The sequence below is a fragment of the Nostoc sp. genome (assembly GCF_036917235.1).
GTDB lineage: Bacteria > Cyanobacteriota > Cyanobacteriia > Cyanobacteriales > Nostocaceae > Nostoc.
Map to the genome: position 1 here is coordinate 51495 of NZ_JBALDU010000001.1, position 15944 is coordinate 67438.

12 protein-coding genes are annotated in these 15944 nt (G+C 39.0%); 7 read left to right on the forward strand and 5 right to left on the reverse strand.

All coding sequences use genetic code 11. The features are described from left to right. Positions 1–184 precede the first annotated feature (184 nt). From polA to V7K44_RS00265, 3 genes are all read left to right on the forward strand, one after another. Positions 185–3130 (forward strand): DNA polymerase I, encoded by a 2946-nt coding sequence (polA, locus tag V7K44_RS00255; RefSeq protein WP_334927548.1) that lies wholly within the window; start codon positions 185–187, stop codon positions 3128–3130. Between the two features lie 286 nt (positions 3131–3416). Next, complete coding sequence (locus V7K44_RS00260; protein WP_334927550.1) at positions 3417–4343, forward strand: ABC transporter substrate-binding protein; 927 nt, start codon at positions 3417–3419, stop codon at positions 4341–4343. Positions 4344–4694: 351 nt separating this feature from the next. Continuing rightward, on the forward strand, positions 4695–5267 hold the full coding sequence (locus V7K44_RS00265; protein ID WP_334927552.1) for a hypothetical protein: 573 nt from the start codon (positions 4695–4697) through the stop codon (positions 5265–5267). Positions 5268–5508: 241 nt separating this feature from the next. On the opposite strand, the gene V7K44_RS00270 is transcribed toward V7K44_RS00265, so the two are convergent. The 4 genes from V7K44_RS00270 to V7K44_RS00285 form a co-directional block, all read right to left on the reverse strand. Next, on the reverse strand, positions 5509–6477 hold the full coding sequence (locus tag V7K44_RS00270) for an FTR1 family iron permease (protein WP_334927554.1): 969 nt from the start codon (positions 6475–6477) through the stop codon (positions 5509–5511). Positions 6478–6590: 113 nt separating this feature from the next. After that, positions 6591–7025 (reverse strand): ferritin-like domain-containing protein, encoded by a 435-nt coding sequence (locus V7K44_RS00275; protein ID WP_322663110.1) that lies wholly within the window; start codon positions 7023–7025, stop codon positions 6591–6593. A gap of 165 nt (positions 7026–7190) precedes the next feature. Next, on the reverse strand, positions 7191–8228 hold the full coding sequence (locus V7K44_RS00280; RefSeq protein ID WP_334927557.1) for a ComEA family DNA-binding protein: 1038 nt from the start codon (positions 8226–8228) through the stop codon (positions 7191–7193). 171 nt (positions 8229–8399) lie between these two features. After that, a complete protein-coding gene (locus V7K44_RS00285) occupies positions 8400–9425 on the reverse strand; it encodes a multicopper oxidase domain-containing protein (protein ID WP_334927559.1) in 1026 nt (341 codons plus the stop codon). A gap of 702 nt (positions 9426–10127) precedes the next feature. Between V7K44_RS00285 and V7K44_RS00290 the strand changes: the two genes are divergently transcribed. From V7K44_RS00290 to cofH, 3 genes are all read left to right on the forward strand, one after another. Next, positions 10128–10319, forward strand: a complete 192-nt coding sequence (locus tag V7K44_RS00290; protein WP_094347816.1) for a CbtB domain-containing protein — start codon at positions 10128–10130, stop codon at positions 10317–10319. A gap of 271 nt (positions 10320–10590) precedes the next feature. Continuing rightward, positions 10591–11760, forward strand: a complete 1170-nt coding sequence (locus tag V7K44_RS00295) for a hypothetical protein (protein ID WP_334927561.1) — start codon at positions 10591–10593, stop codon at positions 11758–11760. Between the two features lie 123 nt (positions 11761–11883). Further along, positions 11884–13026, forward strand: coding sequence for a 7,8-didemethyl-8-hydroxy-5-deazariboflavin synthase subunit CofH (gene cofH / locus V7K44_RS00300; protein ID WP_334927563.1), 1143 nt, complete (start codon positions 11884–11886; stop codon positions 13024–13026). 137 nt (positions 13027–13163) lie between these two features. On the opposite strand, the gene V7K44_RS00305 is transcribed toward cofH, so the two are convergent. Next, positions 13164–14849 (reverse strand): alkaline phosphatase family protein, encoded by a 1686-nt coding sequence (locus V7K44_RS00305; RefSeq protein ID WP_334927565.1) that lies wholly within the window; start codon positions 14847–14849, stop codon positions 13164–13166. A 412-nt stretch (positions 14850–15261) separates the two neighbouring features. Here V7K44_RS00305 and V7K44_RS00310 point away from each other — a divergent pair, with 412 nt between their 5' ends. Then, entirely contained in the window at positions 15262–15936 is a 675-nt protein-coding gene (locus V7K44_RS00310; protein ID WP_334927567.1) for a response regulator transcription factor, read from the forward strand. The last annotated feature ends 8 nt before the right edge of the window (positions 15937–15944 follow it).

Below are 15944 nucleotides of genomic sequence, written 5' to 3' on the forward strand. Positions count from 1 at the left end.
CTGCCAAAAGTTGGTTCTACTTGCCTTCCGTACTAAAGCTGCAAATGCTTAGAGATAAATTTGTCTAAAATCATACTCAAGAGCAATTGGTACGTCAAAACTGGGCTATTAGTCACCAAAGCCAAGCTGAACAAGCATCGGAAATTGCTAACTATGTGACAAAGCTTCTGGCTAAAATAGGGCTATGTCTGAAACTTTCACTTCTGCAACTGCAACACGCCCCACGTTCATCCTTGTCGATGGACACTCGCTGGCTTATCGTTCATACTTTGCTTTCGCCAAAGGGCGAGATGGAGGACTGCGTACTAAAGCAGGGATTCCTACGAGTATATGTTTTGGTTTTGTGAAGTGCCTGCTAGAGGTAATGGCAACACAACAGCCTCAAGCAATGGCGATCGCTTTTGATTTGGCTGAGGCAACTTTTCGCCACGAAGCTGACGAGACTTATAAAGCCGATCGCCCGGAAACCCCAGAAGACTTTATTCCCGACTTAGAAAACCTGCATGAGTTGCTGAATGGCTTCAATCTACCCTTTTTCACTGCCCCTGGTTTTGAGGCTGATGATGTTTTGGGAACCTTAGCACAGAGAGTAACTGCGGCTGGTTATAGGGTGAAAATTTTAACTGGCGATCGCGATTTATTTCAACTAATCGACTCTGACAAAGAAATTACTGTTCTGAATTTTAGTCCAGATGCCCTAAAGCGCTCTACAAATAGCATCACAGAATTTAAAGCAGAACAAGTCAAAGAGAAGATGGGCGTTTTACCTTCACAAATTGTTGATTTCAAAGCTCTTTGTGGTGATAAATCAGATAATATTCCCGGTGTTAAGGGAATTGGGGAAAAAACAGCAGTGCAACTGCTAAATACCTATGGTTCACTTGACCATGTTTATGCTGCGTTAGATGAAATTAAAGGCGCAACTCAGAAAAAACTGGCAGCGGGTAAAGAAGATGCCGAAAAGTCTCGCTATTTAGCAACCATAGTTTTAGATGTTCCTATAGAATTTGATTTAGAAGATTGCAGATTAAAAGGCTTTGATACAAGCGTCTTATCACCAATTTTAGAAAAATTAGAATTTAAGTCTTTTTTAGGCAGGATAAACGACCTTCAGCAGCGTTTTGGTGGCAAACTTGAAGAGACCAAAGAAACCAAAACAGACGCAATCAATCCCAACTTTCCTAACTTAGAATTCAGTGGTGATGAAGATAATGATTTGTGGTTTTTCAGTGCTAGTGATACAGCAGCAGTTCCACAACAATCTACTTCTCCAATTACACCACGCATCATTAATACCGAAGCCAAACTCACTGAGTTAGTGAAACTTTTACAAAAATTTACTAACCCAGAAACACCCGTTGCTTGGGACACTGAAACTACAGCTTTAGAACCAAGAGATGCTGAGTTAGTAGGAATTGGTTGCTGTTGGGGAACGGAACCAGATGAAGTAGCCTATATTCCTGTGGGGCATAAAACTGGGGAAAATTTACATAAAGATTTAGCACTAGAAGCATTACGCCCGATTCTCGAAAGTGCCGATTATCCCAAAGCTTTACAGAATGCCAAATTTGACCGCTTAGTTCTCAGGTGTCAAGGAATTAACTTGGCGGGAGTGGTGTTTGATCCGATGCTGGCAAGTTACATTCTAAATCCAGATTCAAGTCATAATTTGATGGATTTGTCACAGCGATATTTAGGATTGACGGCTAAAAGTTACTTAGATTTAGTTCCTAAAGGCAAAACCATCGCTGATATAGATATTCCCGCCGTAGCTGACTACTGCGGGATGGATGCTTATTCTACCTTTGGTTTAGTGACGAAATTGCGTGAAGAACTGGATAAAATTCCGTCTTTGTCTAAGCTGTTAGCAGAAGTGGAACAGCCACTAGAAGCAGTTTTAGCCGAAATGGAATACACAGGTGTTCGGATTAATTCAGCTTATTTACAAGAACTTTCGCAGCATTTAGAAACAGAGTTAGCCAGGTTAAAAGAGGAAGCAACTGAAATAGCTGGGGAAAATTTTAACTTGGGTTCTCCTAAGCAATTGAGCCAAATATTGTTTGAAAAATTGGGGTTAAGTACTAGACATTCTCGTAAAATTCAAACAGGATTCTCTACAGACGCAGCAACTCTGGAAAGACTTCAAGAAGATGATAATACTGGGTTTGTTGAGGCGATTATTGAGTATCGCACCCTATCTAAATTAAAGTCTACTTATGTTGATGCATTACCTGCATTGGTGCGTCAAGATACCAAACGAGTACATACTGATTTTAATCAAGCAGCAACATCAACGGGTAGGTTATCTTCTTCTAATCCGAATTTGCAAAATATCCCCATTCGTACAGCTTTTAGTCGCCAAATTCGCAAGGCATTTTTGCCTGAAGCTGGTTGGTTAATGGTGGCTGCTGATTACTCACAAATTGAATTGCGGATTTTGGCTCATTTGAGTCAAGAGCCGATATTAGTGCAAGCATATCAGCAAAATGAAGATGTTCACACTGTTACAGCGCGGTTAGTTTTTGAAAAAGAAAATATCACCTCCGAAGAACGAGGGATGGCAAAAACTATCAATTTTGGTGTGATTTATGGAATGGGTTCTCTCAGGTTTTCGCGCTCAACTGGGATAGATAAGACTATTGCCAACGAGTTCATTAAGCGGTTTAATGAACGATATCCCAAAGTTTTTGCATATTTGGAGCGAGTGAAAAAAGAAGCGATCGCTCTTGGTTATGTAGAAACTATTTTCGGTCGCCGTCGTTATTTTGACTTTACTAATAACAGTTTACGTAAATTAAAAGGCAGTAATCCAGAAGATATTGATTTGAGTAAGTTGAAGAATTTGGGTGCTTACGATGCAGGTTTATTACGCTCTGCGGCTAATGCACCAATTCAAGGTTCTAACGCTGATATTATCAAAATTGCAATGGTGAGATTGCATGAGGTTTTGAAGAACTATCAGGCGCGTTTGTTGTTGCAAGTTCACGATGAATTAGTGTTTGAAATTCCCCCTAATGAGTGGCAAGAATTACAAGTGCAAATTAAATCGGTGATGGAAAATGCAGTCCAGTTGAGTGTGCCGTTATTGGTAGAGGCGCGTGTCGGTGACAATTGGATGGAGACAAAGTAAGCTTAACTGGGGATTGGGGACTGGAAGAATTACATTGAGATGGGCGTACATTGGTCTTAGCAGTTACAACAGACCTAATCGATATCAATATTTAAAGGATGCTTTAAAAGTATTGGGCGATTGGAAATCGCGGCTACACAAACAAAGTCCACCTCCGTGGACTAAGAAAAAATTAAGGAGTTTTAACCTGCGGAGGCAGGTTTCGTCTGTGTAGCCGCGACTTCTAGTCACCAGGGCTTTGAAAACATTCTGTTATACCATTCTTAGTTATATAAGGAATTTTAATATGCATCGTCGTTGGCTCTTATCTGTTTTAGCAATTTTGTTGAGTATAGTTTTAGTTGCTTGCACCACTGCAAATACTCAGCAAGCACAAACCAAAGTCGAAAATAGCACTGAGGCGACTAACACGAACTCTCAGCAATTAGCAAAAGAATCAGCAAAAAGAGTTGTTGCTCTTTCTTCTCTTTCTGCTGATATTATCTCTCGACTCGAACCAACAAAAATTGTTGGAATTACTGGGAGTAGATTATTTAAGAATGATTCAAGATTCAAGGATATTCCCCGCGTTAGTGAAGGTCAAAGTCCGCCAAATTTAGAGAAAGTGGTAGCACTCAAACCAGATTTAGTTATTGGTGCTGAAGGTTTTTCTAACATCCCAATTCAAAAACTTCAGCAGCTAGGAATTTCGACTCTGCTCACTAAGGTGAATAGCTGGGAATCTCTAGAAGAACTTACTATAAAGCTGGCTGAGTTAATTAATGCCGATCCTGAGCCTTTATTAAATCGTTATAAAACTTTCTTGCCAGATAAGCCAACTCAGAGTCCTTCTACTCTAGCGCTGGTTAGTCGTCAACCAATTCTAGCGCCGAATAAAAACAGTTGGGCAGGGGATTTACTGGCGAAATTCCAGGCGAAAAATATAGCCGCAGATTTACAAGGTAAAAGTCCAGTTGGTGGATATGTGACGCTTTCGGCTGAGAAAGTTTTAGAAGCAAATCCAGAGGTGATAATTTTAGTTAATGCTCCACAAGGAAATTCGGAAGCGGCGCTTTTAGATTCGCTGAAAAAGGAAGCTTTTTGGCAGCAATTGCAAGCAACTAAAAATAACCGAGTCTATGTGTTTGATTATTTTGGTCTGGTGAATCCGGGTAGTATAGACGCAATTGAAAAGGCTTGTCAGCAGCTTAAGCAAGCGTTGTTTGCACCATAGGGCACTTAGAGGGTGTTTGAAAAGTCTTCTTGTCGGTAGCAAAACGTTATAGATCCCCCTAAATCCCCCTTAAAAAGGGGGACTTTGATTCTGGTTCCCCCTTTTTTAAGGGGGGCTAGGGGGGATCTAGAAGTACTTAAAATCACAGCCAAACACTTTTCAAACAACCTCTTAGATTAATATTAGATTAATAATGGAAGAACGTCGCAGTGAATCAAGGATGTATTTCTCGGAGGTGATTTTAGATAAAACCCTGATCAAACGAGTTTTCAGTCTCAGAATCTTTTCAAAAATCAAACCTAAATCCTATATTAACGAGTATTCTTTACTTATAGATACTAGTATTGAAAAATGCAGATTGCTAAACTTCTCAAAAAATTTTGGCGATGGGTTCGTTTGTTCTTAATTAGTAGACTTGATAGACCTTCAGACAACTTAGTTGTTATTATAATTAGTCTAATACCACTCATTTTGAACTGGGATTTAAATTGGTCAAGTAAAATTATTTTTGAGTTTGATCTATTTAACAAGATTATCAGGCTATATTTTTATATCACACCTTTCTTGCTATTTATCAATAGTTTTTTATTCAAAGAAAACTTGCTAAAATTTTTTAGTATTTTAATAGCAGGATTTTTTGGCTGTTTCATTCTTTTTGTATTTATCGTACAATTAGCTCTAGGTAATCATATTAACCTGGTTGAGCGAGTAGAATGTCCAAATGGTAAAATTTTTAGTGTTTATGAGAACTTTGAACCAAGTTTTCTCACGTCTGATGACGCTATTTGCCGATTTGAGTTACAACAAGAGAAAATTTTTATAGGATTTATCAAAAACATCAAGGAAGTTGGAGAAAAAAAGTGTCAAGTTAATACTAGAGAACCTAGTTTTCAAAACCGTCTTATAAATACGTGTACCCGATAGCAAGATAACGTAAATTTGACAATTACTCTGATTACTTCAACATTCAAATCACTTTGAAACTACTGGAAAATACCTTTGTAGTTTTTTTGTACAAAAAATCATTAACCAATTCATTTAGGTTGAGTTTATTGTCTAAACCTAAAGTTTTTATTTTGCCTTTTCTGGCACATACCTATGCTGCATAAACAATTTGATAAATTTAGTGTTTGAGTTACATATTAGAACTCAAACACTATGGGTTTTAATCTTTTGCAGAACTAATTGGTTTTTGACCAAAAGCGATATTTTTTTTACGTTGAGGAGAAGCACCTCCAAGACTGCGGAAATACAGTCCTCCAATGGTGAGTAAAAATGTCACATATCCCACTGCTTGCACAAGATAGAGATTGTCTCTATAGCCAAATAAAGATTTGAGAATAATCCCAGGAAACTGTTCGTCAGGCAAGATTGTGGAAGTATTGGAAACCATTGGCCCCAAAATACAGGAGTGGACTTTTGTAAAACGTTCGTAATAAAAACAAAGGTTTTCTGTGGCACGACTGCTCAGGGCAAGATTCGCTACAGCTTCGTCAAAGTGTTTCAAGGCTGAAACTACCAATCCAGCGACAATCAACACTAACAAAATGCCCATTACCTGGAAAAACTGGCGGATGTTAATTTTGACACCCCATTTAAATAGCAGCACTCCAATGGCAGATGCAGCTACCAAACCACCAATAGCGCCCAAGGCTGGCATTAATCCCTGTTGAAAATTAGCGGCAACGAAGAGAACAGTTTCAAAGCCTTCGCGAACAACGGCAATTAAAATTAAGGTAAAAACACCCCAGCCAGCATTTGAGTTTTGTGTCAGCGCTTCTGTTACTGCTCCCTCAACTGTCGCTTTCATGAATCTGGCTTGTTTAGTCATCCAGATTAGCATCCAACTGAGCATTGCGATCGCTAATACACTAAATACACCTTCTAGCGCTGGCTCAACTACGGTGGTGTATTGAGGATTCGCGGCTCCCAGTATTTGAATTATCCAACTGAATAGCACGCCTATTAAGGCACTGACGACAATGCCAACGCCGACACCAGCATATACCCATGAATTAAGTCGGGATTGTTTAGCTTTTTTCAGCAAAGCTAGCACAATACCAACAACAAGGGCAGCTTCCACTCCTTCTCGAAGTGTGATTACAAAAGTAGGTAGAGCAGTACTAAAATTCATCTTTTGTCCTTTGTCTTTTGTCTTTTGTCATTAGTCCTTTGTCCTTTGTCCTTTGTCATCTGTCCTTTGAATTTATTTTTGACTAATGACTAAGGACTAATGACTAATGACTATTAACCAAAATCGCGTAACATCTTTTTCAGTTCGAGATTATGCATCTCTTCTTGTCCAATCATACCGCGAGCGAATTCTTCAAGGTAAATGCTGGCATTGGTGACAGTTTCGAGCAATTTTTTATACAGATCCAATGCCTTTTTTTCATGGGATAAGCTTTCTTCCAAGATATCCTTGACTTTATGCTGGTAGGTTTCTTCCATTGGGGCGATTTTCAGGGAAGGATGCCCATCTAAACCTGTGAGAATTTCTCCCACTTGTTCGGCATGAAGTAAAGATTCACTTGCCTGTGCTTTGAAAAAAGCCACAATTGGAATACGGTTAGGGCCAGTTACCATCAAAGAATAATGTGTGTAGCGCACTACTCCTGCTAGTTCAAATTCCATGATGGCGTTTAGCAGGTCAATAGTCTTTTTATGGTCAAGTTCTTGCATCAGTTGTTAGTTAAAGTAACGAAGGGAGTGTAATTAGTTAGGAGTTATAAGTTAAGAGTTAGGAGTTAGAAGTTTGGGATTCATAACTCATAATTCATAATTAATAACTCCTAACTCCTAACTATTTTAAACTCCTTAACCTATACTTTCCATTAAATTAAAGTGTTATCGCTGTGCTTGGGTATTGGATTTGTCAACCACTTTTTGAGAGTTTTCCTCAATGGTTTTCACCAGTTTGGTAACATCATTAGGTGTTTTGACTGCTTTTGCTGGTGGGATGGCGGCGGGCCAAACTTTTATTAGTTCAGTAAAACTAGTGTCGATCGCTTTGTGTGCTTCGGGATCCGCTTGAGCTACTTGACTAGAAATTCCTTTGTATAATTCATTGGCGTAAAAGACAAAACCACGGGAGTCTTGATACTCAATTGGTGCGGTTACTTTACCATCTGCGATCGCCGCGCCATATTCGGAGTTGGCTGAATCTAGTAGTTCGTTAATTACCTGTAGCGTAAATCCTGGTTTTGAGCGTTGAGCTTCTGGCAAAGCTGCGATCGCTCCATCAACTGCTTGCACTGAAGAAGCAAAATTAGTTTTAACTTTGCTATCCTTCGGACTAGATTTCACTAAATCTTGCAAGCTTACCAAAGTTGTCTTAAATTCTTTGACTTTGCGCTCATTAAGTTGATCTTCTACATCAACATAGATTTCCTCAACTGGGTGTCCAATATGGGGTTCTGCCTGTTTCGGCTGATTCTGATCCAGAAGTTCTCGTGCTACTAAAAGATGCCCTTTCATTAAGCCTAACTTAGACATATAGTCAACATCTTTTGCCTCACCTGTAAGTACCACTTCTTGAACACCAACCTGATCCTTAATTTGGTCGAACTGTTCTTGAGTAATTACTTTTTTAGTAACTAAATCTTCTGGGCTACCGTAGGGACGATTTGCCTGGATTTTGTTGGATAAAGCCGGGATACCTAGCTTGGCTTCAAACTTATCCAATTCTGACAATATAGCGCTGTTAATGTTAATTTTTTCTTTGCTACCGTGACCACTATGACTGTTACTACTTACTGCCTCTGTAGCGGGAGTGCTAGCAACTGGTGCTGATGGATTTTCTGCGGTTGGGGTATTACTACAGGAACTCAAGGTAACTATTACCGCTGCTGCTGCTGCTAAACATATATAACGAAGTTTTATCATCTTTGCTCCTCACACGAATTAAAAGGTATTAATTGAAACATTTCAAACTATTACTAGAAAGTAGTTTGTTTGACAGATTGTCATAGATTTTACTGTTGCATATAATGAGATTTCTTATCAACTAGTTTGCTAAAGTTTTAATAAATTAATTACAAATTACTAAGAATATTGTCAGGAATGTTTAACATTATTTTGAGAGTTACTCTCAGCAAGTACTTCAAATTGACCCATGCAACCGTTTTCTGCGATCGCATCTTGATGGGGATGGAACATATACTTACCTGGGTAACGAAAAGCAAACTCTAAGATGTGCCTTTCTGCAACACCCATCGTAATCACATCTGCTTTCTCGCTAGGAGTCATAGTCATGCCATAGCGATAGACATCAAAGAAGTTGGCGTGGAGATGAAACGTCACTGCCGGATCGTATTCAATGATGTTGAGGACATACAGCCGAATCAACTGATCTTTGTAAATGCCAATGGGATGATGCATGTAATAGTGGGGCAGACCATTGAAGGCGTAATAGTCATTATGGCTATCATCATTCACGTCATACCCACCCATCACTAGTACGATTTCATCAGCCGGGGGACGGGGAGTAGGTGGATCGATGATAAACATTCCGTACAGCCCCTTGGCAATGTGGCGAGTGACTGGTTCAATATGGCAGTGGTATAAATGAACGCCATAAGGTTCAGCATCAAATTCGTAGATTGTGGCATTACCATTGCTGATTGGGCGAACACCATCCATTTCCGCCGGATGAACGCCATGAAAATGCAAAGAGTGAGAATGTCCCGCATTATTGAGAAATAGTACCCGGATGCGATCGCCCTGTTTTGCCCGTAGCGTTGGTCCTGGTATGCGACCGTTTAAATCCCAGATGTTGTAAGAGACAGCACTATTGAGTTTTATGATGGAAGAACCAGCAGTTAACTGAAATTCCCGGATAGTCCGCCCATTTTCTTGCTTCACTGTCCCATAATCAAAATCTCTCAACATCTTCATTGGGTTAGTAACGTCGTTTGGTGCTGACCTATCAAATGGTGGCACTTTAACGATTGACTTACTTTGTAGATTTAGCATCTGCCAAAGTCCAGCGGCACCAGTTATTCCAGCACCTGCTAGGCCCAGCTTCAACAATTGACGGCGGCTCCAAGGTTTTCCGTTACTTAGAGCGAAGTTGTTGGGCATGAAATTTAGTTACAGTTAGCACCAATAAAGAATTGCAAATCTTTTGCAATTGCTTTTAAATATTAGAGGAATTAATAATTATTGTCAATAATTTTTCAGCGCTTATAAATTGCCAGTTAAGTTGTTAAATTTAGATTGAGCTCTAAAAACTCTCGCAATATTTTCTTAATTTTAACTGTATTTATACGCTTAATTATGTATAAATAATATTTAGAGAAAACTAACTGGTTCATACCTATTCCTGATATGCTGATTGCTTCAGCAGTACTTAGAGTATAAACAATGAGTATAATAGCACCTTGAATATAGACGCGAGCAAGAAACTGTTGCTAATCTGTAGTGTATTTAATTGGTTTAGGGATAACATAAATCACGTTTCTTCAAGGAATCTTGAATGCTTGGTAATATGAGAACTTTTAATTTTTAATTTTTATCTGTTACCTTCGTGTTAGCAGCGCTGAAAATGCCATGACTCAAAACCATGTGTCATTCTTTTGTTATTTGTATGGACTTTAGGTGTAGATTTCTGCATCGCGATCGGCCGATGTCAAAGGATAGTATAGTATTCACTAAAGTCGAATTACACAAGACATTTGATACACACTTGTCAAATACAAAGTTGATGGTATATCTTTTTGCAATCAAGCGGCGTTATGCCCTTTGATTGATGAATTACCCAAATTTATTATTAGGAGGTCAAAAATGACTACTTTTTCTCATATTTCACTATTGCAGAAGACCGCAGGTATTACCTTATCCAAACCTGTGCAGGTAACACTTTATATGATGCTATCTTCTTTAGTTATCTGGACTGTTTTGTTCTCCACCTATCCTGCGGTTCATAACACAGCACACTCAGCGCGTCACCACACATTAGGCGTTGCATGTCACTAAATTATCATAATCCCAAGATTTTTAGGTGCATGAAGCTTTGACGCCAAAATAACGCGGATTTCGCGCCAGTGTTTTTGCTGGTAAATAACTTTTAGGTTTTGTAGAGATGCTTTGTTTATCATCTCTACATCACCTTAATTTTAGATGATATCTGACTAATTCGTTGGCTAGAATTTTTCTGCTTAATAATAATCTGGAGTAACTTTCATCCATTACTATGAAAGCTTCAGTTGTAGAAATTACATAAGTTTCACATTTACCGTAAGCTTTTATGAAAAAATATCGGCTTTTTGGAGTTATCAGTGCTATTTGTATTACTTTGTCAGTTCTTTATTCCTTTGTGGGAAGTTCCCAAATTCCTACATCCAGAGTCTTGCTTTCCACCAACCCACCTTTAGAACGTATTCTTCCCTTTGAAGCAGAGGCAGAAAAACCACAATCTCCCGTTAAACTCACATTGCAAGCTGTTGATGCTGCGGGTAAATCTTTAGCAAATGCCAAAATTAGTTTACAAATTCTGACACCGCCGCGTAATCCTTGGTTAACAACAGATTTTCCCATTGTCGAGGGAACAAAATTGTTGCAAATGAATGCTACTGCACCTGATGGTAAGCTAGAAATACAGCAGATGTTACCCATCCGTGGTAATTACCAACTGTTAGTTAAAGTATCACCCTTAGTAGCAAATACTTTTGCTGCTTATGAACAAACTTTAAATCTAAATGTCCACGAAAATCCAATCAAATATAAATATTTTGTTGTAATCGCCGCTATTTTACTGTCACTTGGATTGTTGGGTGGTTGGGTTATCGGCGGACAAGAAGAACTACAACACGGAGAAATCGCACCACAGTCAGTCCGCCTTTTATTAAGTGCATTAACTGTAGTGGCTATAGTAACCCTATTAGTTATCAATATTAGTGCAGAAGTTGCAGAAGCTCATGGCAGTGAACATCACTCAAATAGTACTGAAACGATTGCACCATCATCTCAAAAATCTCAGGGATTAGAAATTAACCTTGGCGGAGATAAAAACGCAACTGTCGGAAAACTTGCGAACTTAGCATTACAGGTGAAAGATACCACAACCGGACAGCCTATAACAGATATAGCTTTGCAAGTGAAAGCGATCGCTACAGAACACAATTTAACAGTCTTTGACTACCAAGGTATTCCCGACGAACAAGGTAAGTTAACATGGCTTGAACAGTTTTTTGATGGTTCACCCCACAAAATCGAGGTGGAAGCAACTCCTTTACCAGGATCTAGCCGTCAATTTGCACCAGTGAAAGTAGCGCAAGAAGTTGAAGTTGAAGCGATCGCACCACCAATTTACATCCGATTAATTGGTTTATTCTACTTTACAGCCTTTGTCGGTATTGGTATGGCGATTGGATTGCTAATACAACATCGACGAAAACCACAAGCAAGGACAAATTAGTAATATCAGAGTTTTACTAAAGATTCCTGCTAATACAAAGATGTAGATTAATTAATTAAAATAGTTGTGGTAAAACCACACTATTTTTTTTGTTTAAGATTTCTTGAAAAAATTAAAAAAGTAATGTTGACAAAAATTGCGTTTGAAACAATTCTGGAACGTGCTTTGATGGGATATGACTTATCCCCCGAAGAGGGAGTGGTATTGTTGCAACAAACTGAGCCAGAAGCGATCGCAGCAATACGTACTACATCCGATACACTCCGCCACACACAAGCAGGCGATACTGTCACCTACATAATTAACCGTAATATTAACTTTACTAATATTTGTGAGCAGCACTGTAGTTTTTGTGCATTCCGTCGAGATGATGGTGATGCCGATGCATACTGGTTAGATTCGGCGCAAATTTTGGAAAAAGCCACAGATGCAGTAAAACGGGGTGCGACAGAAATCTGTATGCAGGGGGGATTAAATCCACAAGCACTGATAAATGGTAAATCTTTGCCGTACTACCTCAAAGTTGTAGAAACCATTAAACAGGAATTTCCCCAGATACATTTACACGCTTTCTCTCCCCAAGAAGTGCAATTTATCGCCAGACTTGACGGACTGGAATATGCTGAGGTGATTACTGCTTTGCGCGATGCTGGTGTTGGCTCAATGCCAGGAACAGCAGCGGAAGTATTAGACGATGAAGTTAGGCGAATATTGTGTCCAGAGAAGATTGACACAGCCACTTGGCTAGAAATTGTCAGCACCGCTCACAAATTAGGCTTGCATACTACCAGCACCATGTTATCCGGGCATATTGAAACCCACGAACAGCAAATCGGGCATTTAGAAAAATTGCGATCGCTCCAAAAAACCGCCATCAATCGGGGATATCCAGCCAGGATCACAGAGTTTATTTTATTACCCTTCGTGGGTCAAGAAGCGCCCAAATCCTTACGTCGTCGTGTCGGACGCGATCAACCAGTTTTGAGTGATGCACTGTTGTTAGGAGCTGTAGCGCGAATTTACTTAGGTAATTGGATTCCCAACCATCAGCAGAGTTGGGTAAAATTGGGGCTTGCAGGTGCGACAGAAGCCTTAGCTTGGGGTTGTAATGATATCGGCGGCACATTGATGGAGGAGCATATTACCACAATGGCAGGTGCTTTAGGCGGTACGTGTATGGAAGTAGAAACTTTGCAAACTGCGATCGCTTCTTTAGGAAGACCTTACCAACAACGAGATACTCTTTATCAGAAAATGAGGAGTTAAGAAAAAAATTCCTCTTCAATCTCCTTACTCTGTGCCTCTGTGGCTAAATAAATTCCTTTTCAACCGCAAAGGCACAGAGCGATCGGAGAGAAAAAACAGATTTTACGAGTCAGTTTAAAAAAGCTAATCTTCAACGCTTAACTGATTTGTTTGCGTTGTCTCCATAGAGAGACAGTTAACATCAAACCCATAAAAGATAACAAGCCAAGATTTGTATTTGGCTCTGGGACTGCATCGATATCAGAAATCCCTAACCCTGGTAACTTTTTAGTACCTTCCTTCACCGCACCCTGTAATAAATCGGGATTTAACCCCAACGCATCTAGAGCAGTAACAGCTATTTGAGTTGTTTTTACCGCCTGTGTTTGGATTGTACCTTTGAGTCCAGAAGCTAAAATCCCGCTAGCAGCAATTAATCCAACATGGGTATCGTCTTCTGAAAAACCCCCATGTTCAGCCCTTTTTGTACTATCTGAAATCACATATCCAGGGTTCAATTTGATAATGAAATCTGGTGTCCGGTCATCTGACAAAGGATTACCAAAGCCTGCTTGTTGTAATGCGTTACCAGATAAAATCTCATTAATCGCCGGATTGTTGAGATTTTTTAAAAGAGTTGTCGCAGTATCAGCTTGGCTTTGATCTGCAAGCCAAAACAACCCAATATCATCTTGTGTTGCATGATTTACGGTAATCCCAGCTTTTTCTAAAACATCTGTAAATGTGTTTTCGGAAATCAGTGTAGCTGTTCCTTGACGGGGACTTTGACCGTGTTTTGCTGTTAATACCACTAATGTTGAATCAAACAAATTTTGTTGCTTCAATGCATTAACTATGTTTCCGATACTAGCGTCTGTATGTTCTAAGGCATTAATTAATCCTGGTGAAGGTGTTCCATCAGCAGCAATCCCACCATTGCTACTAGCATCTTTCTGAGCGACGCTAAGAGCTTGAAAATTCATGCCAAAAATAGCAGGAGTTCCCGGAGTAGTAGTTCCTTGAGAATTCTTACCAGCTATTTGCTTTAAAAGTGCATTTACCTTCAGATCATCATAAGCCTCTGTAAGGCTAGTGCTTTTAGTTGTCGTTTTAAATGTGAGATTGCTAGGATTTTGGGCTGTTGATTGATCGACTAATTTGCCATTTTCCAAAGCTACTTTAGCATTGATTTCTGGAGCATAAAAGTCGTCAATTCCCTTGCCTGAAGGCCCATTAGCAAGGTCATAGGCAGGATGTTTATCAATAAATGCCGTGTGTAAACCAGCATCGTGAGCTACCTCAAAAATTGTATTAACATTCAGGTAGTTATGAGGATAAATGGGTTTTCCTGTGCTATCTACAGGTAACTTACTTGAATCAATGCTACCTTTCCCAAAATCACCACCTCCACTAATAAGATTTGGGTTTTTATCAATACTTTCATCAAATAGAACTCCAGTACCAGTAGGACTCCCGATTTGACTTAATAATGAGCGACTATATGAATTGTCATAATAAACCCCTGTAGTTTTTGGACTTGCTCCTGTTAGATAGTTCAACTCGCCAGGAAAAGAATCGGAGGGTGTACTGGTAAAGGCATTAGTGTAAGTGACACCATTTGCTTGCAAATTATTAATATTTGATAAATAAGGTTGAAGCAAAGGATCGTTGATGTCAGCATCATGCAGTCCATCAACTGATAAGAGTAATACATGTTGGTAAAGGCTGGCTGCTGTTGCTGCTGAGTTATTAAATTGTAAAAATGTCTGGCCTGTTAAAAGAACTGTGCTAAAAATCACTGTTTTTAAAACAGTAGGTAGATGAGAATTGCTAAATCGAGTCATTCTATTTATTTCCTTTGCTGATAAAGTACCCTATGTATTGTTCTAGGCTTGTGGTTATTAGTGTTATGAATCAACGTCAATTAACAGTTCTAGATCCAAATCTGACTAAGCTAAAACAATACGAAAATTTTTGAATACGCTTGGTTACAAAGGTATTTGGTTACTAAATAGCAAAAGTTTAAATTCCTCTATTTGTCGTTACCCCTGCTGAAGTAAGCATTTAATTTAGGAATTTATCATTTGATGAATCAGCTTGATGGGTATTGCATATCTTGAGCGCTCATACGAAACATTAATCAGATAAGATTAAGTTCAAGTTAAGAATATATGATAAAAAATTTAAGATTAACCTTGTAGGTAAGATAACCCCCGTTCGTATTAGAAAGCCTTAATAATTTAGAGATAAAGTATTATGAGAATTTTGCTAGTTGAAGATGACGATCGCATTGCGAAGCCATTAGCTGAATTTTTAAGAAGACAACACCATATTGTGGATATAACAACTGATGGGTTGGCAGCTTGGGAATGGTCGCAATCAGCATTATATGAGCTAATTTTGTTAGATTTAATGCTTCCTAAATTAGATGGAATTACTCTATGTAAGCGTTTACGTGCTGCTTCATCTAATGTTCTGATTTTAATGCTGACGGCACGAGATACAACAGGCGACAAAATTATAGGACTCGATGCTGGTGCTGATGATTACTTGGTTAAGCCATTTGAATTAAAAGAGTTAGCAGCACGCATCAGAGCTTTAGCTCGAAGAACTCCAGAGATTCGTCCCCAGATTTTAACCCACGGTGATTTGCAACTAGACCCAGCAACTCAACAGGTTACTTATGCAGGCAATATCATATCATTAACTCCTAAAGAATATATGATATTAGAATATTTTCTAAAAAGCCCAAATCAAGTTATTACTCGTTCGGCAATTCTTGATAAATTGTGGGACTTTGATAAATCTTCGGGAGAAGGAAGTATTAAAACTCATATTACAAATTTGCGGAATAAACTTAGAGCATCTGGAAGTTCAGAAGATTTGATTGAAAATATCTATGGCATTGGTTATCGTTTAGGACACAATTAAAATGATTT